Below are 25277 nucleotides of genomic sequence, written 5' to 3' on the forward strand. Positions count from 1 at the left end.
TCAATCTGTTGTGGACGGGCAGGCGCTGGCCGAATGGATCACGCCGCCGCCCAAACACACTTCGCCGTCGTACAGCACAGCGCTTTGGCCGGGCGTGACGGCCCATTGGTCTTCGTTGAATGACAAATCAAAGCCAGCACCCCCATCTGGCATGGTGAGTGATTGCAGGGTGCACGGTGCATCGGTTTGTCGGTAGCGGGTTTTGGCGGCATAGGCACCGGGCTTGGGTGCCAAGCCCGCGCACCAGCTCACGTCTGTGGCTTGCAGTTGAGGCGACAGCAACCAAGGGTGGTCATGGCCTTGCACCACCCACAAGGTGTTGTTGGGGATGTCCTTGCGGGCCACAAACCAGGGTGTGTGTTCGCCCGCGCCTCGCAAACCTTGCGCCTGCAGGGCTTTCATTTCAGCGCCTTTGGCCTTGATGCCGCCTATTCCTAAGCCTTGGCGTTGGCCCAAGGTGTAAAAGCTCAGGCCCACATGCTTGCCGATCGTGCGACCTGACGGGTCTTTAATGGGGCCGGGTTCTTTGCTGATGTAGCGGTTCAAAAACTCGCGAAAAGGCCGCTCACCAATGAAGCAGATGCCGGTGGAGTCTTTCTTTTTGGCATTGGGCAGGCCGATCTCTTGGGCGATGCGGCGCACCTCGGTTTTGTGCAATTCGCCCACCGGGAAAAGCGTCTTACTCAATTGCGCTTGGTTCAGGCGGTGTAAGAAGTAGCTTTGGTCTTTGCTCGGGTCCAAGCCCTTGAGCAGTTCAAACAGGCCGCTGGCCGTGTTTTGTCGCACACGGGCGTAGTGGCCAGTGGCGATTTTTTCAGCCCCCACGCGCATGGCGTGGTCTAAAAAAGACTTGAATTTGATCTCGGCGTTGCACAGGATGTCCGGGTTGGGTGTCCGACCAGCTTGGTATTCGCGCACAAACTCTGAAAAAACCCGGTCTTTGTAATCGGCCGCAAAGTTGACATGTTCGATGTCGATGCCCAGCACATCGGCCACGGCGGCAGCATCGACAAAGTCGACGTTGGATGAGCAGTACTCGCTGTCATCGTCGTCTTCCCAGTTTTTCATGAAGATGCCAATGACTTCATGGCCTTGCTGCTTGAGCAGGTGTGCCGTCACGGCCGAATCAACGCCGCCGGACAGGCCGACGACCACACGTTTCAATTTGGACATGCTGCCATTATCCTTTGCGCCGTTGGGGCATGAGCTTGTGCACAAAGGCACTGGTTTGGCGGATCGGCGGGATAATGTCCAGCCTTATCGCTTGGAAGCCATGTTCAATCCTTGGTCGCAAGACCCCGACAGTCGGGCGCGTTGTCGCAACGCGTTGGCACGCCTTGTAGCGTTCACCCACCGTGGCTTGGCCTTGGTGGGTGCGCTGGTGGCCGCCTTGTTGTTGTTGATATGGTTGCAGCCGCTGTGGTTGCAGCCGGTGGAGCAACGCTTGGCCACCTGGTTGCGAGAGCGTGATGTGTTGACTGTTTTTTGGCCCCAGAACACAGCCGAGCGAGCCACGGCTGTGCATCTGCAGGATTTGCCGCCTCCTCAGGCTTCGGTGGCCATTTGGTTGGCACGCAAGTACAAGGTGGCGCCTGAGCCTTTGGCGGCCTTGGTGGCCGAGGCCCATGTGCTGGCCAAATCGTCCAAATTGCCCGCTCACCTGATTTTGGCCGTGATGGCCTCAGAATCGAGTTTTCATCCCTACGTTCAAAGTCAGGCCGGTGCGCAAGGATTGATGCAAGTCATGACGGGTATTCATGCCCAACGCTACGAGGCTTATGGCGGGCCTTTGGCGGCTTTTGATCCGGTGACCAACTTGCGAGTGGGTGTTGCGGTTCTGGCCGATGCGATCAAACTGCGTGGCGGATCACTCGAGGAAGGTCTGCTGTTTTACTTGGGGGGCTACGCCATGACCGAGGACAACGGGTATGTGGCCAAGGTCTTGGCTGAAAAATCACGCTTGGATGCCGTTGCCGCAGGTCAAAAACTCCCAACGGATTGATCTTGAGGGTTAATTGTCGGTTGTTGGGTTTGATGCACGGACAGCGTCACAAGCGGCTGAAGAAAACGGCACTCATCACCAAGCCAGTGGCGATGACAAACCAGCGCACCCCATGAACAGGCAAGCGTTTGGCCAAACGTGCACCGATCCAACCCCCAGCGGTCGCCAAGGCCATCATCCAGACCGCTTGTGGCCAAACAATGGCGCCCGCCAGCGCAAAGGCCAGCACCGAGAGCAACGACAAAACAAATGAGTTGAGGTTCTTGAGCGCATTGACGGTATTCAGCCTGGATTCACCGGTCAGGGTGTAAAGCGCCATCAGCAAAATGCCCAGTCCTCCGTTGAAATAGCCCCCGTAAATGGCGACAAGCATGAGACCGGGCTGGCGCCAAGAAAGTTGAGCTTGTCCGAAATTGCGCTTGGCCAGCCAAGGGCCTGCTGCAAACAGCGCAGTGGCCAACAGCAAAAGCCACGGCACCAAACCTGAAAAGACTTTGGCAGGCGTCACCAGCAACAAGCCGGCACCGATCAGACCGCCCAATGCGGCAATGATGACTTCCCTTTTCAGCAAACTTTTGGGCAATGCCTTGAGCTCTGAGCGAAATCCCCATGTGCTGCCCAAGTAGCCCGGGCTCACGGCCATGGCACTGGTGGCGTTTGCGGCAAGAGGGGGGACTCCAGCAAACACCAAGGCTGGAAAAGTGAGAAAACTACCGCCCCCAGCGATGGCATTGAGCACACCTGCTGCAAAAGCTGCGCCACCCGTGAGCAGCCAAAGGGCTTCACTGGACCAGGGAGCGCTCATGATGCCAAAGGAGGCAAGTTGGCCACTGCTGAATCGGTATGGATCACGCCCAGAGGAAATCGTTGCCCAGCCAGGTGGTCTTCTATACAGCGCAGAACCAAGGGGCTGCGATGACGATCGGCGCTGTCGCGCACTTCCTGTGGCGTCATCCAAATGGTTCGGACAATGCCTTCGTCCAAACTCAGGTCAGGCCTCACCTCGCCAATGTCACCGCAAAAGGCCATGCGCACGTAGGTGATGTCTTCGCCTGTTTGTGGTCTCTGAAAGCGAGATAAGTAAATACCTACTAACTCTGTAGGCCAGAAATCTCTTGCAGTTTCCTCCAAGGCCTCGCGAGCACAGCCTTCAGCAGGTGACTCGCCGGGGTCGAGGTGGCCCGCCGGGTTGTTCAACCGAAGGCCTTCTTGGGTGTGTTCTTCGATCAGCAAGTAGCGGCCTTCTTTTTCAATGATGGCGGCGACGGTGACATTGGGTTTCCAGCGTGTGTCCATGGGTGGGATTATCGGTCCCCCGAAACCCTTAGGCTGACCTGGAGCGATCACTGGGTCCGGTGGAGGCCCGGCAATGCACAATATTGGTGTGCACTGATGTTTTGATTTGTTCAGGGCTCGGGGCCCATGGCCATGCCACTTGGAAGATCTTGGTGAAAGGGGGGACACATTGACTTCGGTTAAGCTGTTTTCCTTTGGTTTTCTGGACAAAGTGAGGAGACAGACATGCAAACAGGCGATTCAGCCGCCACGCCCCAGCGTATTGGCGTGCCCAAAGAGGTTTTTCCTGGTGAAAAACGGGTGGCCACAGTTCCCGATGCGGTGACCAAGTTGGTCAAATTGGGCTTTGCCGTGGTGGTGGAGCAGGGTGCGGGCGATCTCGCTGACCTGTCGGATGCTGCTTACATCGAAGCTGGTGCCACCATTGCCCCGAATGCTGCGGCGCTGTGGAGTGGCTGCGATATCGTTTTCAAAGTCCGTGCGCCTACGCCGGACGAAGTGGCGCTGATGCACGAAGGCCAGACCTTGATCGGTTTCTTGTGGCCCGCACAAAACCCTGATTTGATGCAGCAGCTCGTGGCCAAAAAGGTCACAGCGCTGTCCATTGATGCTCTGCCCCGCACCTTGAGCCGCGCCCAGAAAATGGACGCGCTGACCTCGATGGCGGGTGTGAGCGGCTACCGCGCGGTGGTCGAGGCGGCCAATGCGTTTGGTCGTTTTTTCAACGGCCAGATCACGGCCGCGGGCAAAGTACCCCCCGCTAAGGTGTTCATTGCCGGTGCCGGTGTAGCAGGTCTGGCCGCCATTGGCGCGGCCGCCAGCTTGGGTGCCATCGTGCGCGCCAACGACACCCGCGCCGAAGTGGCCGACCAAGTCGTGTCGCTTGGCGGTGAGTTCGTCAAAGTCGATTATGAAGAAGAAGGCTCGGGCGGCGGCGGTTACGCCAAGGTCATGAGCGAAGGCTTCCAGGCCGCGCAGCGCGAGATGTACGCCAAACAAGCTAAAGAGTGCGACATCATCATCACCACTGCGTTGATCCCTGGCAAACCCGCGCCCAAGCTGATCACCGCCGAGATGGTGCAAAGCATGAAGCCCGGCAGCGTGATTGTGGACATGGCCGCAGAACAAGGCGGTAACTGCGAACTGACTGAGCCCGGCAAAGCGGTGGTCAAGCACGGCGTGACCATCGTGGGCTACACCGACTTGGCCTCGCGCATGGCGCGCCAGTCGTCCACGTTGTATGGCACCAATCTGTTCCGTTTGACCGAAGAGCTGTGCAAGACCAAAGACGGCGTGATCAATGTCAACATGGAAGACGACGCGATTCGTGGTCTTACCGTGGTCAAAGATGGTGCAATCACTTGGCCCGCGCCGCCCCTGGTGGCGGCACCCAAGCCCGCCCCCAAGCCAGCTGCAGCACCCAGCGCCAAAAAAGGCCATGGCCACGGCGAGCCCTCGGGCCCGATGCCTGTGGGCCAACTGCTCATCGTTTCTGCGGTCGCTGCTGTGCTGCTGGTACTGGTGGGCGCGTATGCGCCAGCGGCCTTCCTGTCGCACTTCACGGTGTTTGTGTTGGCCTGCTTTGTGGGCTACATGGTGGTTTGGAACGTCAAGCCTGCACTGCACACCCCACTCATGAGTGTGACCAACGCGATCAGCTCCATCATCGCCATCGGTGCGCTGGTGCAGATCTCGCCTTTGGCTGCGGCTGGGCGGCCCAACACGCTGATCGCCATCTTGGCGGCTTTGGCGCTGGTGCTGACAGCCATCAACATGTTTGGCGGCTTTGCCGTCACCCAGCGCATGCTGGCGATGTTTCGAAAGTAAAAAACTTTGGGGACAGATCTTTAGCTCTGTCCCCAACTGATTAAAGAGACACTTATGAACTCAAGTCTGGCCACGGTCGCCTACATTGGCGCGACCATTCTCTTCATCCTCAGCCTGGGTGGTTTGTCCAACCAGGAAACCGCACGGCGCGGCAACCTTTACGGCATGATCGGCATGAGCTTGGCCGTGCTGGCCACCATCTTTGGCCCGCAAGTCACAGCCGAAGGCATTCCCATGATCGTGGGCTCGGTGCTGGTGGGCGCCATCATTGGCTTGTACGCTGCGCGCAAAGTGCAGATGACGCAAATGCCCGAACTCGTGGCGCTCATGCACAGCATGGTCGGCATGGCCGCGGCGTTGGTGGGTTACGCTACTTATGTGGACCCAGAAGCTTCCAAGAATTTGGAAGGCGCGGCGCATGCCATCCACGCCGGTGAAATCTACATCGGTATCTTCATTGGTGCTGTGACCTTCTCGGGTTCTGTGGCGGCATTTGGCAAGTTGTCTGGTCGCATTGGCGGCAGTCCCTTGTTGCTGCCTGCGCGCCACTGGCTCAACTTGGCGGGCTTGATCGCGGTCATTTATTTTGGCCGTGAGTTCATGTTGGCCGAAACGCTGGAAGAAGGCATGGTGCCTTTGTTCATCATGACGGCCATCGCTTTGCTGTTTGGTATCCACATGGTCATGGCCATTGGTGGTGCGGACATGCCTGTGGTCGTGTCCATGCTCAACAGCTATTCGGGTTGGGCCGCAGCGGCTACCGGATTCATGCTGAGCAACGATTTGTTGATCGTGATCGGCGCGTTGGTCGGCTCAAGTGGCGCGATTTTGTCCTACATCATGTGCAACGCGATGAACCGCAGTTTCATCAGCGTGATCGCTGGTGGCTTCGGTACCACGGCTGCAGCACCCAAGGCCGCTGGTGAAGCGTCTGAGCCTGTGGGCGAGGTGAGCCCGATCTTGGCCGCTGAAACTGCTGAGATGTTGCGCGATGCCAAGAATGTGATCATTGTTCCTGGTTACGGCATGGCGGTGGCGCAGGCCCAGCACACGGTGTTTGAAATCACCAAGACACTGCGCGACAAAGGCGTGAACGTGCGCTTTGGCATCCACCCGGTGGCCGGTCGCATGCCCGGCCACATGAACGTGCTGTTGGCCGAAGCCAAAGTGCCCTACGACATCGTGTTTGAGATGGATGAGCTCAACGATGACTTCCCGGACACCGATGTGGCTATTGTGATTGGTGCCAACGACATCGTGAACCCGGCTGCGCAAGATGACCCCACCAGCCCGATTGCTGGCATGCCGGTGCTCGAAGTTTGGAAGGCCCGCACCAGCATCGTGATGAAGCGCTCTATGGCCAGCGGTTATGCCGGTGTGGACAATCCACTGTTTTATAAAGAGAACAACCGCATGTTGTTTGGCGATGCCAAAAAAATGCTGGATGAGGTGTTGGTGGCCTTGAAGTCATAAAAAGCCTCTTTGTCGTCGCAACCCAAGAAGGGGGGTGAACATTGTTCATCTCCCTTTCATTTTTTTGGGCGTAAACCCCGATGTTTTTCAGTCAGGTCGCTGTCAGATATCAGTTAGACTGAATTTCAGGAGACCACGACATGTTGAACCCCGTTTGGTTGAAAAGTTACCCTGCTGGCATTCCCGCTGAAATAGCTTCTGACCCCTACAGCTCCTTGGTCGGTTTGCTCGAAGACAGTTTTGCCAAATACGCTGACCGTTGTGCCTACAGCTTCATGGGCAAGGACATCAGCTTTGCCCAAACCAACGAGGAAAGCTTGGCAATGGCTGCGTATTTGCAGTCCTTGGGATTGAGCCAAGGCGATCGCGTGGCCATCATGATGCCCAACGTACCGCAGTATCCGGTGGCTGTGGCGGCCATCTTGCGTGCCGGTTTTGTGGTGGTCAACGTCAACCCTTTGTATACCGCCCGCGAGCTGGAGCATCAACTCAAGGACTCGGGTGCCAAAGCGATCGTGATCATCGAGAACTTTGCTGCGACGCTTGAAAAATGTATCCCTCAAACACCTGTACAGCATGTTGTCGTGGCTGCTATGGGCGACCGTTTGGGTGTGCTCAAAGGCAGTTTGGTCAACTACGTGGTGCGCAACGTTAAAAAAATGGTGCCTGTTTTTCACCTGCCTCAAGCGGTCAGGTTCAATGATGCGCTGAGCAAAGGTCGGCAGCTGGCTTTTCGAAAGCCCAATTTAACGGCCGACGACATCGCTGTGTTGCAGTACACCGGTGGCACCACCGGGGTGTCCAAGGGCGCCGTACTTTTGCACCGCAACGTGATCGCCAATGTGTTGCAGTCTGAGGCTTGGAATGAACCGGTCATGAAGCGCATTCCGGCTGGCGAGCAACCTACCTCGGTGTGCGCTTTGCCGCTGTACCACATCTTCGCCTTCACGGTGAACATGATGCTGGGATTGCGCATGGGCGGAAAAACCATCTTGATTCCCAATCCTCGTGATTTGCCTGCTGTTCTCAAAGAGTTGTCCAAGCACACGTTTCACAGCTTCCCGGCCGTCAATACCTTGTTCAACGGCTTGGCCAACCATCCCGATTTCGGCACGGTGAACTGGTCTAACCTCAAGGTGTCCTTGGGCGGTGGCACGGCTGTGACGCCCAATGTGGCCCAGCTTTGGCTGGAGAAAACCGGGTGTCCAATTTGCGAAGGCTATGGTTTGTCCGAAACCAGCCCTTCCGCCAGCTGCAACCCGACCACCAGCACCGAATTCACGGGGACCATTGGTGTGCCTTTGCCCAGCACCTGGATGAAATTGCTCGATGACGATGGTCACGAGGTGACGGAGCCCGGACAGCCTGGGGAAATCGCCATCAAGGGGCCGCAGGTCATGGCCGGTTACTGGCAGCGCCCCGATGAAACGGCCAAAGTCATGACGGCCGATGGGTTCTTCAAATCGGGTGATGTGGGAACTTTGGACGCGCGGGGTTTCTTCAAGATCATTGACCGCAAAAAGGACATGATCTTGGTCAGTGGCTTCAATGTCTATCCCAATGAGGTGGAAGAGGTGGCTTCAACTTGTCCCGGGGTGCTCGAGTGTGCGGCGATTGGTGTGCCCGATGAAAAAACGGGCGAAACTGTCAAGTTGGTGGTGGTCAAAAAAGACCCGACTTTGACAGAAGCCAAGATCATGGCCCACTGTCGTGAGCACATGACCGCCTACAAACAACCCAGGGTGATCGAGTTCCGTACCGAGTTGCCCAAAACACCGGTGGGGAAGATTTTGCGGCGTGAGCTGCGCAGTCCAGCTTGATGCCCTGGAACCTGTCGAATGGGGCCTGAGGGGTGGCCATGATCGGCATCATGAGTGCCATGCACGAGGAGCTGTCTGCTGTTCTGGCTGAAATGGCAGACCAGCAGCGTGTCACGGTCGCAGGCAGGGATTTCTGGGTCGGCCATTGGCAAGGCCATTCGGTGGTGGCGGTGTTGTCGCGCATTGGCAAAGTGGCAGCCTCAACAACAGCCAGCATTTTGCTCGACCGCTTTCAGGCAGGGAGTGTGGTCTTTACAGGGGTTGCAGGCGGCTTGGCCCCAGAAGTTCGCGTAGGTGATGTGGTGGTGGCCCAAGGCTTTATTCAGCATGACATGGATGCATCCCCCTTGTGTCCAAAATACGAAGTGCCTTTTTATGGGCGTGCCTGTTTCGATGCAGCCCCCAGTTTGTCTGCTCAATTGGCACGCGCCAGCGCCCAAGTTCTGGCTTCAGCCTCTGAGCATTTGGGGCATGAGGCGATGGGTCAATTCAAGGTGTCGTCGCCCCGCGTGCACCAAGGCTTGCTGATCAGTGGGGACCGCTTTGTATCGACCTCTGCTGAAAGCCGGATTTTGTCCAAGGCATTTCCATCCGCTATGGCCGTGGAGATGGAGGGCGCCGCAGTTGCCCAAGTTTGCTGGGATTACAAAGCTGCTTTTGCGGCGGTGCGCACGGTGTCTGATCGCGCCGACGACGCTGCCCACATGGATTTTCAAAGCTTTGTCAGCGGTGTCGCCAGCCGTTACAGTTTGGCAATTTTGTCCCATTGGCTGAAAGAACTGCCAAAAGAAGGCCCCAGCATCACTTGAGCCAGCCGCGGCGGCGGAAGTACCACATGGGCACCACCGCACTGGCGACCATCAAGCAAAGGGCGAATGGGTAGCCCCATTTCTGAGACAGCTCCGGCATGTACTGAAAATTCATGCCGTACAAGCTGGCAATCAAAGTAGGTGGCAGTAAAGCCACGCTGGCCACAGAGAAGATCTTGATGATTTTGTTTTGGTTGATGTTGATGAAACCCACGGTGGCATCCATCAAAAAGTTGATCTTGTCAAACAAAAATTCAGTATGCGAATCAAGGGAATCGATGTCGCGCAAAATTTGACGCGCTTCTTCGAACTGCTCGGCATTCAACATTTTGGAACGCATCATGAAACTGACAGCGCGTCGGGTGTCCATGGCGTTGCGGCGAATGCGACCGTTCAAGTCTTCTTGGCGGGCGATCGCACCCAATACTTCACCTGCCATGGCATCGGTCACATCGCCTGAAAGCACTTTTTTGCCAGCGCTTTCCAGTTGGTCGTAAATGCCTTCCAATGTATCGGCCGAATATTCGGCGTCAGCGTCAAACAGTTTGAGCAGCACATCCTTGGCGTCTTCGATCAAGCCAGGGGCTCGGCGCGCGCGCATGCGCAGCAGGCGAAATACCGGGACGTCTTCATCGTGGATGGAAAACAGCACACCTTGACTTTTCAGTTCGGCGTTGTGTTGATTCAAGATAAAGGCGCATCGCACCGTGCTGGGTTGCTCTTCATTGGCGACCAAGAAGTCGGAGCGGATGTGTAATTCGCCGTTGTCTTCTTCATAAAAACGGGCGGATTCTTCGATGTCCTCGTCCATCGCATCTTCCGGGATGGACAGGCCAAAGTACTGCTTGATCCAGCGCTTTTCTTCCAGCGTGGGCGACTCCAGGTCGACCCAGATGGGTTGAAAGCGGGAGAGTTCTTCCAGCGACTCGATCTCTTCCTGAAAGAGGCGGCCGTTGACAAGGGTGAAGATGTTGAGCATGGCGAATCCAAAAAATGGCCAGATGCCAAAAGTTCAAAGGGGCGGCGAAGGGTTCTTGGCAGCTTTCGAACGATGGGCATGGTGCTCAGCGCGTTCGAAAGCTACCAACTCGGGGTAGTTTCCACAGCAATGTGTCTCCAGAATGAATGGATTGAATTATCGCACTTGATAAGTCGATTCGGCGGTCAAGAAATCAAGGATTTCCGCGGACCTGGTGGTCACGTCCGCTTGCCCCAAGGCCATCAAGGCCCTGATAAACCCTGGCTCAAACAGCAAGTAACTGGCCAATGCCGCCCCGCTGCCTTGTAATGCACCCAAGCCCTCGAGTACCCGCAAGATGGGCTTTGGCAGTGTGTGAACATGAGCCTGAGCCAACTCATCCAGCGAGGCGCTGGGTTGAAGTGTGAGCACCTCAACCGACCGAAAAGGCAATTCGGCAAGTACCGAGTCAGGCAGTTTGCGCAAGGATTGGTTGATGCGGCTGATTTGCTCCACGTCGGCTTCCAAGGTGTCATGGAAGACGCTGGCCATCGCATGTCCTGCGATCGTGCCCAAAGAGGGCCGTCCGTTGTTGCGACAGGGCGTGCCCAAACCGGCACGCTGGGGTTGGCTCACGCCGATGGCCAAAATCCGATCAGCGCCCAGCTGCACGGCAGCTGACAAGGGGGATATTTGCCGCATCGACCCATCTCCAAAAAACTCCATGCCACCGTCTACCCAAAGCGGTGTGGCCGGAAAGATGAAGGGAATGGCGCTTGACGCCATCAGATGCTCGATCGTGATGGGTTGTTGTTCGGCACGACGGCCAGGACGGCTCCAAGGAATCGGCAAACCGTCCTCGGTTTGACAAAAAGTCCAGTGCTCACCGCTGGAGTAACTGGAGGCGGTCACAGCCAAGGCGTGCAACACCCCTTTTTGCAGCGCCGTGTCGATGCGGCTCAGTTCGATCGCTTTGTGCAAAGTGTTGACCAAGGCCAAGCTGTCCATGGCTGCAGCTTGTTGGCGAGCCGATAAAACCAAACCCAAGGCTGTGGCCCATCGGCTAAAGCGCGCCAGGGGTGTCTGAGGCAGGTGATAAACCGCATCGGTGCGTATGCCCTGCCAAAAATGGGCCAAATCGTCCAGCGCGCCCAGCCCTTCCATGGCCCGGCTGGCCAAAAAAGTCGCATTCAGAGCGCCAGCAGAAGTGCCCGTGAGCACTTGAAAAGGAAAACAAGGGGCATCTTTGGATGCGCCCAGCAGTCGACCTATCGCCTGTAAAGCGCCGGCTTGGTAGGCCGTGCGAGCGCCGCCGCCCATCAAAACCAGACCATTCAACCGGGGTGCTGCCGCAAGCGGGGGACTGGTTGCGTTCAGAGTGTCAATGTGCATGGTGTTCAAGGGGGCAGTCCGTGGGTGTTAGATTCTCAACCAACGCGAAGGCATTGTTTCATGATCCCCCACTTGACCCCACGGCGTGAGCGCTGGCTGCTGTTGACATTGGCGGGCATCCAATTCACGCACATCCTGGATTTCATGATCATGATGCCGCTGGGGCCGCAGTTCACAGCCCTGTTTGGGATCAGCAACGCCCAGTTCGGTTTGTTGGTTTCGGCTTACACCCTGTCAGCCGGTTTGTCTGGGCTCATGGCTGCCACCTATATTGACCGTTTTAGCCGCAAGCAGTTGCTGCTGACCATGTACACCTTGTTTGGTTTGGCCACCTTGGCCTGTGGTCTTGCGCCTGATTACTTTTGGTTGATGGTGGCGCGCATTGCCGCAGGTTTGTTTGGGGGCGTTTTATCGGCCTTGGCTCAGACCATCGTGGGCGACGTCATTCCGTTTGAGCGTCGTGGCAGGGCCATGAGTGTGGTCATGACATCTTTCTCGGTGTCTACGGTGGCGGGAGTGCCCTTGGGCCTGTTTTTGGCAGCGCATTTCAATTGGCATGCTCCATTTTTTGGGATTGCCTTCTTGGTGGGGCTGCTGGCACTGGGCGCTTGGCAGACCTTGCCCCGCTTGGATGCGCACTTGCACCACCCTGAGCGGGTGAACGTGTGGCGCGGGATCGGTCAGGTGTTGGCCGAGCCAAACCATCTCAAGGCTTTTGGCGTCACGGGTTTGATGATGTTTGCGGGCTTCACAGTCATTCCCTACATCACGATTTACCTTCAGTCCAATGCTGGCATGAAAAACGATGAGGTGCCTTGGATCTATTTGTGTGGCGGTCTAACGACCTTGTTGACGGCGCGCTACTTTGGTCGATTGACCGATCGGGTCGGCAAAGTCAAGGTGTTTCAGCGCTTAGCGGTGGCGGTGGCTTTCCCCTTGATGGCGACCACGCTGTCGGAGGGCTTGCCATTGTGGGGGTTGTTGCTGATTTCGACTTGGCTGTTCACCATGATGAGTGGTCGGATGATTCCCGGAATGGCCATGATTTCATCTTCCGTAGAGCCTCGTTTGCGCGGTACCTTCATGACGCTCAATTCGGCGGTCCAATCCGCTGCCATGGGGTCTGCTGCTTTGGTGGGAGGGCTCATTATTGGGCGCGATGCACAGGGACACCTCACACTTTACTGGGTTGCAGGATTGTTAGGGGTGGTGGCAAGCTGCCTCAGCGCTTGGTTGGCAGGGCGTTTGCACTTGCATGGCGCGCCAGCTTGAATTGCTGAGGCCCTTATGGGGACTGAAACTCGTTTGGGTGGCAGAAAAAACACCACCACGAATTGTTTCAAGTCGGACAATAGCACCGAAACGAGGCCTTGTGGCCATTGAGGGCTGACTTTTTAGGTTTAGTTGGGGATGTATTGCTTTTCGGTGATGTGGGGCGCATAGTGGGGTTGAACCACCTGAAAAGTGGTTTCTGAGCCCCGCCTCGGTGGGGCTTTTTCTACCCTGCATCTATGGAGGCGACACTCATGAATTTAATCATCAGCGGACACCATTTGGAAGTGACCCCTGCCTTGCGCCAGTACGTCACGGGGAAACTCGATCGCATCACCCGACATTTTGACCAAGTGGTGGATGTGAAAGTGCTGCTGACTGTCGAAAAGCAGAAAGAGAAAGAAAAGCGTCAAAGGGCCGAGTGCAACATACATGTCAAAGGCAATGACTTGTTTGCCGAGAGCGCACATGAAGATCTTTATGCCGCAGTGGATGAGCTGGTGGACAAACTCGATCGTCAGGTGGTCAAACACAAAGACCGGATCACCGATCACCATCACGCAGCGCCCAAACGCATGATGTGACCCATCCTCTTGAGCCCAAGGCCGCTGCAGAGCGGCCTTTTTCATGGCGCATGTCGTCTCTAAATGGCAACAAACTCGTAAAAATGGCTTCGGTTCCTTGGCCGGCCAGAGCTTGGGGCCGTTCGGGTGCATAATCCGGCCTCGACCATGAACCGACTCTCATCCATACTGCCTGTTGCACAAGTTCTTGTAGGAGTGGAAGCCACCAGCAAGAAACGCGCATTCGAAGAAGCCGGACTTCTCTTTGAGAATCTCCACGGTTTGTCTCGTGCTTTGGTCACGGACAGCTTGTTTGCACGTGAGAGGTTGGGGTCGACAGGTTTGGGTCATGGCGTGGCCATCCCGCATGGCCGCATCAAGGGCCTTAAGGCGCCTATGGCCGCCGTATTCCAGTTGGCCGAGCCGATCGGTTTTGATGCCCCCGATGAGCAGCCTGTTAATTTGCTGATTTTTTTGCTGGTGCCCGAGGCTGCTACGCAAAAGCACCTTGAAATCCTTTCTGAAATCGCTGAGTTGCTGAGCGATACCGTGCTGCGTGAAAGCATCAAGTCCAGTACGGCCCAAATCGGTTTGCACCAATTGATTGCCCAATGGCAGTCGGCCCAAACGGCCTGACTGCTCTGCGCTGAAACTCTGCGATGAAGCCTTCCGTCATCAGCGCCGATGTTTTGTTTGAAGACCATCGGCAGCAACTCAAATGGCAGTGGTTGGCGGGACTTGGCGCCTCCGAACGACGCTTTGACGAAGTCGCTGTGCGCGAAGCCCGCTCAGGTGCCGACTTGGTGGGGTACCTCAATTACATCCATCCTTATCGCGTACAAATTTTGGGCCCACGCGAAGTGGCTTACCTGACCAGCGGTTCGGATGAAGACTGTGCCCGTCGTACGGCCCGCATCGTGACCCTGGAGCCTCCTGTTTTGGTGTTGGCCGATGGTCAGACTGCCCCAGATGCACTTTTGGCCATGTGTGAACGGGCTCAGATCCCTATGTTTTTGACCGAGCAGTCGTCGGCGTTTGTGATCGATGTGCTGCGGGCTTATTTGTCCAAACATTTTGCCGACCGCACCACGATGCACGGTGTGTTCATGGACATCTTGGGCATGGGTGTGCTGATCACCGGCGAGTCTGGCTTGGGCAAAAGTGAGTTGGGTTTGGAGCTGATTTCCCGCGGTAACGGCTTGGTGGCCGACGATGCCGTCGATCTGTACCGCATCAACCAGACCACCATTGAGGCGCGTTGCCCTGATCTGTTGCAAAACCTGTTGGAAGTGCGCGGCATTGGCTTGCTCGACATTCGGGCCATTTTTGGTGAAACCGCGGTTCGCCGCAAGATGCGCTTAAAGTTGATCGTTCATTTGGTGCGGCGCGAAACTTTGGAGCGCGATTACGAACGATTGCCTTCAGAGCCTTTGCGCCAGGATGTGCTGGGGATTCCTGTGCAAAAAGTGGTGATTCAAGTGATGGCGGGCCGCAACATCGCGGTTTTGGTGGAGGCGGCTGTGCGCAATACGATTTTGCAGATGCGCGGCATTGACACTTACCAGGAATTCATCGAGCGGCAGCGCCGTGCCATGGAGTAACCCACTCAGTTGTTCAGCGTGCGTTCCGGTGGGGACACGGATTTTGAGTGCAGTGGGCGTACAAGCTCAGAGCATGGTCGGCAATCTCAAACCCTTTCGCTTTGGCGACAGCATGTTGGCGTGATTCGATCTCTGCATCGTAGAATTCTTCAACCCGGCCGCAATCGAGACAGACCATGTGATCATGGTGCTGCCCCTCGTTCAACTCGTAAACCGATTTGCCGCTTTCAAAGTGGTTGCGACTCAAGATGCCTGCTTGTTCAAATTGGGTCAAAACCCGGTAAACAGTGGCCAATCCAATGTCTGCGTTTTCCAGAAGCAGGTGACGAAAAACATCTTCTGCTGTCATGTGACGCATGGAGCCGCTTTGGAAAACTTCCAAAATTTTCAGTCGCGGTAAAGTGGCCTTGAGCCCGTTGTTTTTCAGTTCATCAATCTGACGCATGGGATGGGGTAGTCCTGTCGTTGGGTAGCGGTTTGTTTGCAAAGCTGCCGCTACAATGGACATGATCATATCGGCACCCATCCAACCATGACCGCATCCCCGACATTTCGCTCGTCCTGCCGTTATCTGGCTGTGGCACTCCTGCTTTTTGGATTGGCGGGTTGCAGCGGCTTAGCCGGTGTGAATCGAGACACATTCAGGCCCTATGTGCCCGAGGTGGTGCAAGGCAACTTCATTTCCAAGGAGCAAAGACAAGTCTTGCGCCTTGGCATGGCGCGGGTGCAGGTGCGCGAAGTGTTGGGCACACCCTTGGTCGCCAGTTTGTTCCATGGAGACCGGTGGGATTACGCATTCAGCATCCAACGGCAAGGCGTTGCACCTCAAAATTTCAGGCTCACGGTTCATTTCAAGGACGATCTGTTGGACCGCATTGAAGGTGACGATTTGCCCAGCGAATCCGAGTTTGCCGGACGCCTGATCAAGCCTCGAGCTCCAGGCAAATTGCCTGTCTTGCAAGCCAGTGAAGAAGACCTCAAGAAGTTCTCCACCACGCCGGCTTCCAGGCCCGTCAACCCGCCGGCACCCGCAGCCCCCCGAACTTATCCACCCTTGGAGCCCGTTTCGCGCTGAGCGCGTCGGTCGCTTGTGTCCAGCTCGGCGGTTGAGCCCCCATTTCATTCAAATCCAAATGACCACTTTGAAACAACTGCCCATCACCGTCGCGGGTGCCTCTGGCCGCATGGGTCACATGCTCATTGAAGCCATTTTGGCCACTGACGACTGCCGTCTGTCAGGTGCCCTTGACATCGCCGCCAGCCTTGCTTTGGGCCAAGATGCCGGAGCAGCCTTGGGCCGGATCACAGGAGCGCTGGTCACAGCTGACCTGCACGCAGGCTTGCAAGGATCGGCATGTTTGATCGATTTCACCCGTCCAGAAGGCACACTGGCCCATTTGAAAGTCTGCCGCGAATTGGGGGTCAAAGCGGTCATAGGGACCACGGGTTTCACGGATGCCCAAAAAGCCGAAATCGCCCAGATTGCCCGTGACATTGCCATCGTCATGGCGCCGAACATGAGCGTAGGCGTCAACGTCACTCTCAAGCTTTTGCAAATGGCCGCGCAGGCCATGCCTACCGGCTACGACATTGAAATCATCGAAGCCCATCATCGGCACAAAGTCGATGCACCGTCGGGTACAGCACTCAAGATGGGTGAAGTGATTGCCGAAGCGATTGGGCGTGATTTGAACGAATGCGCCGTTTACGAACGTTATGGCCATACCGGCGAACGCGACCCATCCACCATTGGGTTTTCCACCATTCGGGGCGGTGACATTGTGGGCGACCACACGGTGCTCTTTGCCGGCATAGGCGAGCGCATTGAGATAACGCACAAGTCATCCAGTCGCTCAACTTACGCTCAAGGCAGCCTTCGAGCGGCACGCTTTTTGTCAACGAGAGAGCATGGCTTGTTTGACATGTTTGATGTGTTGAGTCTGCGCTGAGGCGCTTTCACCCACAACACCATGAACTTGCACGACTTTTGGCTGCACAGCGACGCCGTGAGTCAGTTTTTGGCGGTGTTGCTCTTGGCCCTGTCTGTGGGCTCATGGGTGGTGATGGCTTGGAAATGGCGTTTGTTATCGCGTGTGAGTCAAGACGTGCCCCGCAGTGTGGCCGCTTTTTGGCAGGCACCAGGCTTTGAAGATGCACGCCAGCGGGTGGCCCAATTTGACCGTGATGCCTGCGTTTTGCCCATGTTGGATGCGACTTTGTTGCCCTTGGGCGGCACTTTGGCGTCATCTGGCGACCGACACCACCAACTGACGCGGGTGCTGCGCGATGCGATGCAATCGGGGATTCGCCGAATGCAGTGGGGGCAAACATGGTTGGCCACTGCGGGAACGATTTCACCCTTCATCGGCTTGTTGGGAACGGTCTGGGGTATTTTCAACGCTTTAGCGGGGCTGGCAGAGGGCGGGGCCATTCGCATCGAAGAGATTGCCGGGCCCGTGGGCGAGGCCTTGGTCATGACCGCTGCTGGTTTGGCGGTGGCGATTCCGGCAGTCTTGGGCTACAACCTGTTGGGGCGGCGCATTGGCCAAATCGAGGCGGAGCTTGAGGGCTTTGCGCACGATGTGCGAGCGCTTTTGTCCAAACCTGCGGACTGATGCAACATGCCCTTTGGTCGATTGTCCAGCCGTCGCTCCGATGCGCCTATGGGTGACATCAATGTGACCCCATTGGTGGACGTGATGTTGGTCTTGTTGGTGATTTTCATGGTCACAGCCCCTTTGATGACCAGCGCCATTCGGCTGGATTTGCCCCAAAGTCAAGGCGCAGATACAGGTGCATTGGCTTCTTCAGTGGTCTTGGTGGTGGATGCCCAAGGGGTTTTGTACTTGAACGATCAAGTCATATCGGAGAACGCCTTGAAAGCGCATCTTTCCCGTGTGGCCCTTCGCGATCCGCAAACCGAGTTGGAGCTCAGAGCCGATGCCACGGTGCCCTATGGTCGGGTGGTCGAAGCCATGGGTTTGGCTCAAAAAGCGGGCCTGACAAGAATTGGCTTTGTCGCCCAGTTGGCGAATCCTTGATAGACCTGGGCTTGGTGCGTCCCGAGCGCCCAGATCGCCGAGTCCCAAGCCCTACAATTTAGCCCTATGCAAGACAAGTACAACCACCTTGAAGTCGAACCCGCAGCGCAGTCGCGATGGACGGCCCGCGATGCCTACCGTGTCACCGAAGACGCCAGCAAAAAGAAGTTTTACGCCTGTTCCATGCTGCCTTACCCCAGCGGTAAGCTGCACATGGGCCATGTGCGCAACTACACCATCAACGACATGCTCACGCGCAGTCTGCGCATGAAGGGCCACAACGTCCTCATGCCCATGGGCTGGGACGCGTTTGGCCTGCCGGCCGAGAATGCCGCCTTGAAAAACGGCGTGCCCCCGGCCAAATGGACGTACGAGAACATCGCGTACATGAAAAAACAGATGCAGGCCATGGGCCTGGCCATCGACTGGTCGCGCGAAGTTGCCACCTGCGACCCAACCTACTACAAGTGGAACCAGTGGCTGTTTTTAAAGATGCTGGAAAAAGGCATTGCTTACCGCAAGACCCAAGTCGTGAACTGGGATCCGGTGGACCAGACGGTGTTGGCCAATGAGCAGGTGATTGACGGCAAAGGCTGGCGCACGGGCGCTCCGGTCGAAAAGCGTGAAATTCCGGGCTACTACCTGAACATCACCCAGTATGCGCAAGAGCTTTTGGACCATGTGCAGATCGGCAACGACAAGGCCACACTCAACGGCTGGCCTGACAAAGTGCGGCTGATGCAGGAAAACTGGATTGGCAAGAGCGAAGGAGTGCGCTTTGCCTTCCCCCACGACATCAAGGGCGCTGACGGTCAGCTGATTGGTGACGGCAAGATGTACGTCTTCACCACCCGCGCTGACACCATCATGGGCGTGACCTTTTGCGCTGTGGCGGCTGAGCATGCTTTGGCTTTGCATGCTGCAGTATCGAATCCCGCTCTGGCGGCATTTTTGGAAGAGTGCAAGAGCGGCGGGACGACCGAGGCCGAAATGGCCACCCAAGAGAAAAAAGGCATGGCTACCGGTCTGTTTGTCATGCATCCTTTGACGGGTGCACAGGTCGAGGTGTGGGTGGGCAACTACGTGCTGATGTCTTACGGCGATGGCGCTGTGATGGGCGTGCCCGCGCACGATGAGCGCGACTTTGCGTTTGCTTTGAAGTACGCCTTGCCGATCCAGCAAGTGGTGGCACAGCGTGGGGCGGCCTTGTCGTCGCCTGCGTCGGGCGCCTCAGACGCAAGCTCAACATCGTTGCCCAACGCAGGCAACACCAAGACCGCTTTTGATGATTCCACTTGGGCCGAGTGGTACGCGACCAAAGATGGCGTGTGCATCAATTCGGGAGATCTCGATGGCCTGAGCTTCAAGGCCGCCGCCAACAAAGTGGCCGAGTTGCTGGCCGCCAAAGGCCTCGGCGAAAAGAAAACCACTTGGCGTTTGCGCGACTGGGGTATCAGCCGCCAGCGCTACTGGGGAACACCGATCCCGATCATCCACTGCGAAGAGCATGGTGCGGTGCCTGTACCCGAAAAAGACCTGCCTGTGGTGCTGCCGCAAGACTGCATCCCTGACGGTTCGGGCAACCCGCTCCTCAAGCACGAAGGTTTCCACGCGGGTGTGACCTGTCCGGTGTGCGGCAAGCCTGCCCGCCGCGAGACAGACACCATGGACACCTTCGTGGATTCGTCATGGTATTTCATGCGCTATTGCGACCCGACCAAAGCCGACGGCATGGTGGGCGAGGGTGCAGATTATTGGATGCGTGACCAACAACTGGCAGCGGGCGGCAGCGGCATGGACCAGTACATCGGCGGCATCGAGCACGCGATCTTGCATTTGCTTTACGCGCGCTTCTGGACCAAGGTCATGCGCGATCTGGGCCTGGTTAAAGTGGATGAACCCTTCAGCAAACTGCTCACGCAGGGCATGGTGCTCAACCACATTTACTCACGCCGCACCGCCAAGGGGGGCAAGGACTATTTTTGGCCGCACGATGTCGAACATGTGCTCGACGAGACGGGCAAAGTGGTGGGTGCCAAGCTCAAGAACGAAGCCGACAGTGGCGACGGTCGCTTGCCCGTGGGCACCGCCATTGACTACGAAGGCGTGGGCACCATGTCCAAGTCGAAAAACAATGGTGTGGACCCTCAAGACCTGATTGAAAAATACGGCGCCGATACCGCGCGTCTGTACACCATGTTCACCGCGCCACCCGAGGTGACGCTGGAGTGGAACGACTCGGCCGTGGAGGGCAGTTACCGCTTTTTGCGCCGGGTCTGGAACTTCGCCTTCAAGCACCACGCTTTGCTGCGCACGGCCACGGGCCAAGACTTGAGTCAAGCCGCTTTGGGCGATTCGGCCAAAGCCTTGCGCCGCGAAATGCATTTGGTGCTCAAGCAAGTGGGCTACGACTACGAGCGCATGCAATACAACACGGTGGTGTCCGGTTGCATGAAGCTGCTCAATGCACTGGAAGACTTCAAGCCCGATGCCAGCTCAGGTGACACTGCTGCCCTGTGCGAAGGCGTGTCCATTCTGATGCGCATGCTCTACCCCGCTTGCCCACACATCACCGATGAAATTTGGCAGCAATTGGGGTATGCCCAAGCAGTGGGTGAGTTGCTCGATGCCCCTTGGCCGGCCTTGGATGAATCGGCCTTGGAGCGAGACCAGATCGAGATGATGCTGCAAATCAACGGCAAGCTGCGTGGCGCCATTTGGGTGGCCGCCAGCGCCGACAAGGCCCAGATCGAAGCCGCTGCTTTGGCGGCGGAGGCCTTTGTCAAGCAAGCTGCAGGCGCTGCCCCTAAAAAGGTGATCGTGGTGCCTGGGCGCTTGGTCAACATCGTGGTCTGAATCGGCTGGCCCATGAGCATCCCGCGCCGCTACTTTTTGCAAGGTTTATGGGCCATGCCTTTGACCGCAGGGCTGTCGGCGTGTGGTTTTCAGTTGCGCAGCGTGGGGGACTACCCCTTCAAAACGCTGTACGCCAATTTCGCGATCAACTCGCCTTTGGGTGTGGAATTGCGTCGGAATTTATTGGGCACCGGCCGCATTGACGTGTGGAGTGAACCAGCGCAAATGCTCAAAGCCGATGCCATTTTGGACATTTTGAGTGAAGAGCGACAGCAGGTGGTGGTGGGCATCAATGCTTTGGGCCAAGTGCGCGAATTGCAACTGCGTTTGCGGGTCAGGTTTCGCTTGCGAACGCCCGACGGCGTGATTTGGATCGATGCGGTGGAGTTGGCCCAGCAGCGCGATTTGAGTTTCACTGAGACCGCCGCTTTGTCCAAGGAAATCGAGCAAGGCATGCTTTACCGCGACATGCAAACCGACATCGTGCAGCAGATCATGCGGCGTTTGGCGATGGTCAAGCCGCCATCCAAGGCGCCGCTTGTGCCTGCGCCCAAGCCCTGATCCGCTCATGCAATTGGCCTCATCTCAGCTGTCGTCTCATTTGCAAAAAGGCTTGCGCAACCTGTATGTGCTGCATGGCGATGAGCCGCTGATGCAACAAGAAGCCGCTGACGCCATCCGTGCGGCAGCTCGGCTTCAAGGTTATACCGAGCGCAGCGTACACACCGTGTCAGGCGCGCATTTTGATTGGAGCGAGGTCTTGGCCGCGGGCGGTTCGCTCAGCTTGTTTGCCGACAAACAAATCGTGGAAGTGCGCATCCCCTCGGGCAAGCCCGGCAAGGAGGGCAGTGCCGCCCTGCAGCAATTGGCTGCTTCCACCCAAGGCAATGACAGCACGCTGACCCTGGTCAGTCTGCCCCGTCTGGATGCTGCCACCCGTAAAGGGGCTTGGTTTGGCGCACTCGAAAATTTTGGCGTTTCGGTTCAGATCGACCCGATTGAACGCAACGCCTTGCCCCAATGGATTGCTCAGCGCTTGCAAATGCAGGGTCAAAATGTGGCTGCTGGCGATGAGGGACAGCGCACCCTGCAATTTTTTGCAGACCGGGTAGAAGGTAATTTGTTGGCCGCATTTCAGGAAATTCAAAAATTGGGGCTGCTTTATCCGCAGGGGGACATCAGCCAAGCCCAAGTGGAAGCTGCAGTGGTCAATGTGGCTCGCTATGATGTTTTCAAGCTGTCTGAATCGGTGCTGTCTGGGCAAGTCGCCCGCGTCCAACGCATGCTGGACGGTCTGCAAGCCGAGGGCGAGGCGGCTGTGCTGGTGCACTACACCATCGCCGAAGATATCCGTGCCCTGAAACGCGTAAAAGCTGCCATGGCCGCAGGCAAGCCCCTGCCCATGGCGCTGCGTGAGCAGCGCGTTTGGGGACCGCGTGAGCGCTTGTTTGAGCGCGTGTTGCCCCGAATGACAGAAGCCCGCCTGAACGGCCTGCTGCAGTCAGCCCACCAAGTGGACGGCATTGTCAAAGGCCTGAAAGTCCCGGACTGGCCCACCGATCCTTGGCAAGCTTTGCAACGATTGGCCCTGAGATTTTCGCGTTTTTGCATGGTGCGCTGAGACCCATCCCCATCTGTATCAGCATCTGCGAAAATGTTTCCATGACCGAATTGAACACCGCTGCACACATGCAGGCCTTGGGCCAGCAAGCCAAAAAAGCGTCGGCTCTGATGGCCAAGGCCTCCGCAGCCACCAAGAACGCGGCTCTGCGCCGTTTGGCTGCTTTGTTGCGCAACAACACCGATGCCCTGCAAATGGACAACGCCAAAGACCTGGACCGCGCTCGCGCTGCCGGTTTGGCCGAACCCATGGTGGACCGTCTGAAACTCACGCCCAAGGTCTTGGAGACCTGTGCCCAAGGCTGCGAGCAATTGGCCGCGATGCCCGACGTGATCGGCGAGATCATTGGCATGAAGCAGGTGCCCAGTGGTATCCGTGTGGGCCAGATGCGGGTGCCGATTGGCGTGTTCGGCATGATTTTCGAAAGCCGCCCCAACGTGACCATCGAAGCGGCCAGCCTGTCGATCAAGAGCGGCAATGCCTGTATCTTGCGCGGTGGCTCTGAGGCCATCGAGTCAAACAAAGCCCTTGCCCAGTTGGTGCAGCAAGCCCTCACCGACAGCGGCCTGCCGTTAGACGCGGTTCAACTGGTGCAAACCACCGACCGCGCAGCTGTGGGTCAACTCATCACCATGCCCCAGTTTGTGGATGTGGTCATTCCGCGAGGCGGCAAGGGTCTGATCGAGCGCATCAGCGCCGAAGCCAAAGTGCCCGTGATCAAGCACCTGGACGGCAATTGCCACACCTATGTGGACGAGCCTTGTGACATTGACATGGCCGTGCGGGTGGCCGATAACGCCAAAACCCACAAATACAGCCCCTGCAATGCCAGTGAGAGCTTGTTGGTGGCGCAGGGCGTGGCGGCCGATTTCTTGCCCAAAATTGGTGCGGTGTACGCCGCCAAAGGCGTGGAGATGCGTTGCTGCCCAGAATCCAAGGCCATTTTGAGCCAGGTGAATGGGGCCCATTTGGCAGACGCCACCGAGCAAGATTGGTTCGAAGAATACCTTGCGCCCATCATCAGCATCAAGGTGGTCGCAGGCTTGGACGAAGCCATTGCCCACATCAACCACTACAGCAGCCACCACACCGACGCCATCTTGACCCGCGACCACATGCACGCTCAGCGCTTTTTGCGCGAGGTCGACTCGGCCAGCGTCATGGTCAACGCCAGCACCCGCTTTGCCGATGGTTTTGAATACGGACTGGGCGCCGAGATCGGCATCAGCACCGACAAGTTTCACGCCCGGGGTCCGGTGGGCATCGAAGGGCTGACATCGCTCAAGTACGTGGTGCTGGGCGAAGGCGAAGTGCGTGCCTGATGCTTGCAAAGCCAGGCTTTGGCCTCATATGAATTTTGTTTTTGTTAACCAAGCCCCTTAAAGGTCGCCCATGGTCCCCCACCTCGTCACCGCCTTGACTGGCCCCATCAATGAGCTGGAACAGCGCATTCTCGATTCCATGCCCGCCATCGAGCGTTGGTTTCGTCTCGAGTGGATGGAGCACACCCCCCCGTTTTACACCTCGGTCGATATCCGCAACGCGGGCTTCAAACTCGCCCCGGTGGACACCAACCTGTATCCGGGTGGCTGGAACAACCTGACGCCCGAAATGCTGCCTTTGGCTGTGCAGGCGGCGCAAGCGGCCATCGAGAAGATCTGCCCCGAGGCCAAAAATCTGCTGATCATTCCGGAAAACCACACCCGCAACACCTTTTATCTGTCTAACGTGGTTCAGTTGCAGCGCATCTTCCACATGGCAGGTCTCAATGTGCGCTTGGGCTCGATCAATCCCGAGATCAAGGAAAGCACCACCATCGAGTTGCCCAATGGAGAAAGCGTGACCTTGGAGCCGGTGGTGCGCAGCCAGCACCGCTTGGGCCTGAAAGACTTCGATCCCTGCACCATCTTGCTCAACAACGACTTGTCCGCTGGCGCGCCAGGCATTTTGGAAGAGCTGCACGAGCAGTTCTTGCTGCCACCCCTGCACGCGGGCTGGAGCGTGCGGCGCAAGACCAAGCACTTTCAAAGCTACGAAGAAGTGGCCAAGAGATTTGGCAAACTGTTGGGCATCGACCCGTGGCTCATCAATCCGATGTTCAGCCAATGCGGCGACGTGAACTTTGCCGAAGGCACGGGCATGGATTGCCTGCGCAGCAATGTGGATGCGCTCTTGACCAAAATCAAGCGCAAATACAAGGAATACGGCATCAATGAAAAACCGTTTGTGGTCGTCAAGGCAGACAACGGGACGTATGGCATGGGCATCATGACGGTGCGCGATGTGGCCGACTTGGACGCCTTGAATCGCAAGACCCGCAACAAGATGAACGTCATCAAGGACGGGCAGACCGTGAACGACGTCATCATTCAAGAAGGCGTTTTGACCAACGAGCGCATCAATGACGCCGTGGCCGAGCCGGTCGTCTACATGATGGACCGCTATGTGGTGGGTGGTTTTTACCGGGTGCACGCCGAGCGCGGTGTCGATGAAAACCTGAACGCCCCAGGCGCGAGCTTTGTGCCTTTGGCCTTTGCCGACACACCGCACTTGCCCCAACCGGGCGTGAAACCGGGTGCCAGTGTGCCCAACCGTTTTTATATGTATGGCGTGATCGGCCGTTTGGCCATGCTGGCGGCCAGTTACGAGTTGGAAGCCACAGACCCCGAGGCCGAGGTTTACGACTGAAGTTCGGGGTGGCCAGATTCTCGGCTGAAACCCAAAAGTTGCTGCGCTGCAACATTTT

The 25277-nt window shown here is 57.1% G+C and carries 24 protein-coding genes; 18 read left to right on the forward strand and 6 right to left on the reverse strand.

The window, feature by feature from the left end:
- Entirely contained in the window at positions 1 to 1173 is a 1173-nt protein-coding gene (gene mnmA / locus Q1M54_RS01745) for a tRNA 2-thiouridine(34) synthase MnmA (RefSeq protein WP_300553035.1), read from the reverse strand.
- On the opposite strand from mnmA, the gene Q1M54_RS01750 reads away from it, so the two are divergent.
- Positions 1172 to 2002 (forward strand): lytic transglycosylase domain-containing protein, encoded by an 831-nt coding sequence (locus tag Q1M54_RS01750; protein WP_300553037.1) that lies wholly within the window; start codon positions 1172 to 1174, stop codon positions 2000 to 2002. The two genes, mnmA and Q1M54_RS01750, sit on opposite strands and share 2 nt — an antisense overlap.
- A gap of 46 nt (positions 2003 to 2048) precedes the next feature.
- On the opposite strand, the gene Q1M54_RS01755 is transcribed toward Q1M54_RS01750, so the two are convergent.
- Together Q1M54_RS01755 and Q1M54_RS01760 are read right to left on the reverse strand one after the other, a co-directional pair.
- Positions 2049 to 2807 carry a sulfite exporter TauE/SafE family protein gene (locus Q1M54_RS01755; protein WP_300553040.1) on the reverse strand — a complete coding sequence of 253 codons (759 nt, stop codon included), beginning with the start codon at positions 2805 to 2807 and terminating at the stop codon, positions 2049 to 2051.
- The gene (locus tag Q1M54_RS01760) at positions 2804 to 3298 is read right to left on the reverse strand and encodes an NUDIX hydrolase (RefSeq protein WP_300553043.1); all 495 of its coding nucleotides are present in this window, start codon (positions 3296 to 3298) and stop codon (positions 2804 to 2806) included. Before Q1M54_RS01760 ends, Q1M54_RS01755 begins: the two co-directional genes overlap by 4 nt.
- Before the next feature lie 225 nt (positions 3299 to 3523).
- Between Q1M54_RS01760 and Q1M54_RS01765 the strand changes: the two genes are divergently transcribed.
- From Q1M54_RS01765 to Q1M54_RS01780, 4 genes are all read left to right on the forward strand, one after another.
- The gene (locus Q1M54_RS01765; protein ID WP_300553047.1) at positions 3524 to 5125 is read left to right on the forward strand and encodes a Re/Si-specific NAD(P)(+) transhydrogenase subunit alpha; all 1602 of its coding nucleotides are present in this window, start codon (positions 3524 to 3526) and stop codon (positions 5123 to 5125) included.
- A 54-nt stretch (positions 5126 to 5179) separates the two neighbouring features.
- Positions 5180 to 6598: a Re/Si-specific NAD(P)(+) transhydrogenase subunit beta gene (pntB, locus tag Q1M54_RS01770; protein ID WP_300553050.1), complete on the forward strand. Its 1419-nt coding sequence runs from the start codon at positions 5180 to 5182 to the stop codon at positions 6596 to 6598.
- Positions 6599 to 6738: 140 nt separating this feature from the next.
- Positions 6739 to 8418 (forward strand): long-chain-fatty-acid--CoA ligase, encoded by a 1680-nt coding sequence (locus Q1M54_RS01775; RefSeq protein WP_300553053.1) that lies wholly within the window; start codon positions 6739 to 6741, stop codon positions 8416 to 8418.
- 50 nt (positions 8419 to 8468) lie between these two features.
- Positions 8469 to 9227, forward strand: a complete 759-nt coding sequence (locus Q1M54_RS01780; RefSeq protein ID WP_300553056.1) for a 5'-methylthioadenosine/adenosylhomocysteine nucleosidase — start codon at positions 8469 to 8471, stop codon at positions 9225 to 9227.
- On the opposite strand, the gene corA is transcribed toward Q1M54_RS01780, so the two are convergent.
- Positions 9220 to 10206, reverse strand: coding sequence for a magnesium/cobalt transporter CorA (corA, locus tag Q1M54_RS01785; RefSeq protein WP_300553059.1), 987 nt, complete (start codon positions 10204 to 10206; stop codon positions 9220 to 9222). The two genes, Q1M54_RS01780 and corA, sit on opposite strands and share 8 nt — an antisense overlap.
- Positions 10207 to 10362: 156 nt before the next feature.
- Positions 10363 to 11577 (reverse strand): patatin-like phospholipase family protein, encoded by a 1215-nt coding sequence (locus Q1M54_RS01790; RefSeq protein WP_300553062.1) that lies wholly within the window; start codon positions 11575 to 11577, stop codon positions 10363 to 10365.
- A 60-nt stretch (positions 11578 to 11637) separates the two neighbouring features.
- On the opposite strand from Q1M54_RS01790, the gene Q1M54_RS01795 reads away from it, so the two are divergent.
- From Q1M54_RS01795 to hprK, 4 genes are all read left to right on the forward strand, one after another.
- Complete coding sequence (locus tag Q1M54_RS01795; protein ID WP_300553064.1) at positions 11638 to 12849, forward strand: MFS transporter; 1212 nt, start codon at positions 11638 to 11640, stop codon at positions 12847 to 12849.
- A 254-nt stretch (positions 12850 to 13103) separates the two neighbouring features.
- Positions 13104 to 13433: a ribosome-associated translation inhibitor RaiA gene (raiA, locus tag Q1M54_RS01800; RefSeq protein ID WP_300553067.1), complete on the forward strand. Its 330-nt coding sequence runs from the start codon at positions 13104 to 13106 to the stop codon at positions 13431 to 13433.
- 147 nt (positions 13434 to 13580) lie between these two features.
- Positions 13581 to 14048, forward strand: coding sequence for a PTS sugar transporter subunit IIA (locus tag Q1M54_RS01805; RefSeq protein ID WP_300553070.1), 468 nt, complete (start codon positions 13581 to 13583; stop codon positions 14046 to 14048).
- 23 nt (positions 14049 to 14071) lie between these two features.
- Positions 14072 to 15013: an HPr(Ser) kinase/phosphatase gene (gene hprK / locus Q1M54_RS01810; RefSeq protein ID WP_300553072.1), complete on the forward strand. Its 942-nt coding sequence runs from the start codon at positions 14072 to 14074 to the stop codon at positions 15011 to 15013.
- Between the two features lie 13 nt (positions 15014 to 15026).
- Here the strand turns inward: hprK and fur are convergent, their stop codons facing one another.
- Positions 15027 to 15458 (reverse strand): ferric iron uptake transcriptional regulator, encoded by a 432-nt coding sequence (fur, locus tag Q1M54_RS01815; RefSeq protein WP_026039483.1) that lies wholly within the window; start codon positions 15456 to 15458, stop codon positions 15027 to 15029.
- 87 nt (positions 15459 to 15545) lie between these two features.
- On the opposite strand from fur, the gene Q1M54_RS01820 reads away from it, so the two are divergent.
- From Q1M54_RS01820 to gshA, 9 genes are all read left to right on the forward strand, one after another.
- Positions 15546 to 16088: an outer membrane protein assembly factor BamE gene (locus Q1M54_RS01820; protein WP_300553075.1), complete on the forward strand. Its 543-nt coding sequence runs from the start codon at positions 15546 to 15548 to the stop codon at positions 16086 to 16088.
- A 58-nt stretch (positions 16089 to 16146) separates the two neighbouring features.
- Positions 16147 to 16962, forward strand: coding sequence for a 4-hydroxy-tetrahydrodipicolinate reductase (gene dapB, locus Q1M54_RS01825; RefSeq protein ID WP_300553077.1), 816 nt, complete (start codon positions 16147 to 16149; stop codon positions 16960 to 16962).
- A 21-nt stretch (positions 16963 to 16983) separates the two neighbouring features.
- Positions 16984 to 17628 (forward strand): MotA/TolQ/ExbB proton channel family protein, encoded by a 645-nt coding sequence (locus tag Q1M54_RS01830; RefSeq protein ID WP_300553080.1) that lies wholly within the window; start codon positions 16984 to 16986, stop codon positions 17626 to 17628.
- Between the two features lie 6 nt (positions 17629 to 17634).
- Positions 17635 to 18054 (forward strand): biopolymer transporter ExbD, encoded by a 420-nt coding sequence (locus Q1M54_RS01835; RefSeq protein ID WP_300553083.1) that lies wholly within the window; start codon positions 17635 to 17637, stop codon positions 18052 to 18054.
- Positions 18055 to 18120: 66 nt separating this feature from the next.
- Positions 18121 to 20910, forward strand: coding sequence for a leucine--tRNA ligase (gene leuS, locus Q1M54_RS01840; RefSeq protein WP_300553086.1), 2790 nt, complete (start codon positions 18121 to 18123; stop codon positions 20908 to 20910).
- Positions 20911 to 20922: 12 nt separating this feature from the next.
- Positions 20923 to 21471: an LPS assembly lipoprotein LptE gene (gene lptE, locus Q1M54_RS01845; RefSeq protein ID WP_300553088.1), complete on the forward strand. Its 549-nt coding sequence runs from the start codon at positions 20923 to 20925 to the stop codon at positions 21469 to 21471.
- A 7-nt stretch (positions 21472 to 21478) separates the two neighbouring features.
- Entirely contained in the window at positions 21479 to 22531 is a 1053-nt protein-coding gene (gene holA, locus Q1M54_RS01850) for a DNA polymerase III subunit delta (RefSeq protein ID WP_300553090.1), read from the forward strand.
- Between the two features lie 41 nt (positions 22532 to 22572).
- On the forward strand, positions 22573 to 23853 hold the full coding sequence (locus tag Q1M54_RS01855) for a glutamate-5-semialdehyde dehydrogenase (RefSeq protein WP_300553093.1): 1281 nt from the start codon (positions 22573 to 22575) through the stop codon (positions 23851 to 23853).
- A 70-nt stretch (positions 23854 to 23923) separates the two neighbouring features.
- The gene (gene gshA, locus Q1M54_RS01860; protein WP_300553096.1) at positions 23924 to 25219 is read left to right on the forward strand and encodes a glutamate--cysteine ligase; all 1296 of its coding nucleotides are present in this window, start codon (positions 23924 to 23926) and stop codon (positions 25217 to 25219) included.
- Positions 25220 to 25277: the final 58 nt, after the last annotated feature.

The sequence above is a fragment of the Limnohabitans sp. Rim8 genome, from assembly GCF_943326455.1.
Lineage (GTDB): Bacteria > Pseudomonadota > Gammaproteobacteria > Burkholderiales > Burkholderiaceae_C > Limnohabitans_A.

What these genes read in the sequence shown, in the direction of transcription:
- Q1M54_RS01750 (WP_300553037.1), top strand. Translation starts at nt 1,172, where the DNA reads ATGCTGCCATTATCCTTTGCGCCGTTGGGGCATGAGCTTGTGCACAAA.
- mnmA (WP_300553035.1), bottom strand. Translation starts at nt 1,173, where the DNA reads ATGTCCAAATTGAAACGTGTGGTCGTCGGCCTGTCCGGCGGCGTTGAT.
- Q1M54_RS01755 (WP_300553040.1), bottom strand. Translation starts at nt 2,807, where the DNA reads ATGAGCGCTCCCTGGTCCAGTGAAGCCCTTTGGCTGCTCACGGGTGGC.
- Q1M54_RS01760 (WP_300553043.1), bottom strand. Translation starts at nt 3,298, where the DNA reads ATGGACACACGCTGGAAACCCAATGTCACCGTCGCCGCCATCATTGAA.
- Q1M54_RS01765 (WP_300553047.1), top strand. Translation starts at nt 3,524, where the DNA reads ATGCAAACAGGCGATTCAGCCGCCACGCCCCAGCGTATTGGCGTGCCC.
- pntB (WP_300553050.1), top strand. Translation starts at nt 5,180, where the DNA reads ATGAACTCAAGTCTGGCCACGGTCGCCTACATTGGCGCGACCATTCTC.
- Q1M54_RS01775 (WP_300553053.1), top strand. Translation starts at nt 6,739, where the DNA reads ATGTTGAACCCCGTTTGGTTGAAAAGTTACCCTGCTGGCATTCCCGCT.
- Q1M54_RS01780 (WP_300553056.1), top strand. Translation starts at nt 8,469, where the DNA reads ATGAGTGCCATGCACGAGGAGCTGTCTGCTGTTCTGGCTGAAATGGCA.
- corA (WP_300553059.1), bottom strand. Translation starts at nt 10,206, where the DNA reads ATGCTCAACATCTTCACCCTTGTCAACGGCCGCCTCTTTCAGGAAGAG.
- Q1M54_RS01790 (WP_300553062.1), bottom strand. Translation starts at nt 11,577, where the DNA reads ATGCACATTGACACTCTGAACGCAACCAGTCCCCCGCTTGCGGCAGCA.
- Q1M54_RS01795 (WP_300553064.1), top strand. Translation starts at nt 11,638, where the DNA reads ATGATCCCCCACTTGACCCCACGGCGTGAGCGCTGGCTGCTGTTGACA.
- raiA (WP_300553067.1), top strand. Translation starts at nt 13,104, where the DNA reads ATGAATTTAATCATCAGCGGACACCATTTGGAAGTGACCCCTGCCTTG.
- Q1M54_RS01805 (WP_300553070.1), top strand. Translation starts at nt 13,581, where the DNA reads ATGAACCGACTCTCATCCATACTGCCTGTTGCACAAGTTCTTGTAGGA.
- hprK (WP_300553072.1), top strand. Translation starts at nt 14,072, where the DNA reads ATGAAGCCTTCCGTCATCAGCGCCGATGTTTTGTTTGAAGACCATCGG.
- fur (WP_026039483.1), bottom strand. Translation starts at nt 15,458, where the DNA reads ATGCGTCAGATTGATGAACTGAAAAACAACGGGCTCAAGGCCACTTTA.
- Q1M54_RS01820 (WP_300553075.1), top strand. Translation starts at nt 15,546, where the DNA reads ATGACCGCATCCCCGACATTTCGCTCGTCCTGCCGTTATCTGGCTGTG.
- dapB (WP_300553077.1), top strand. Translation starts at nt 16,147, where the DNA reads ATGACCACTTTGAAACAACTGCCCATCACCGTCGCGGGTGCCTCTGGC.
- Q1M54_RS01830 (WP_300553080.1), top strand. Translation starts at nt 16,984, where the DNA reads ATGAACTTGCACGACTTTTGGCTGCACAGCGACGCCGTGAGTCAGTTT.
- Q1M54_RS01835 (WP_300553083.1), top strand. Translation starts at nt 17,635, where the DNA reads ATGCCCTTTGGTCGATTGTCCAGCCGTCGCTCCGATGCGCCTATGGGT.
- leuS (WP_300553086.1), top strand. Translation starts at nt 18,121, where the DNA reads ATGCAAGACAAGTACAACCACCTTGAAGTCGAACCCGCAGCGCAGTCG.
- lptE (WP_300553088.1), top strand. Translation starts at nt 20,923, where the DNA reads ATGAGCATCCCGCGCCGCTACTTTTTGCAAGGTTTATGGGCCATGCCT.
- holA (WP_300553090.1), top strand. Translation starts at nt 21,479, where the DNA reads ATGCAATTGGCCTCATCTCAGCTGTCGTCTCATTTGCAAAAAGGCTTG.
- Q1M54_RS01855 (WP_300553093.1), top strand. Translation starts at nt 22,573, where the DNA reads ATGACCGAATTGAACACCGCTGCACACATGCAGGCCTTGGGCCAGCAA.
- gshA (WP_300553096.1), top strand. Translation starts at nt 23,924, where the DNA reads ATGGTCCCCCACCTCGTCACCGCCTTGACTGGCCCCATCAATGAGCTG.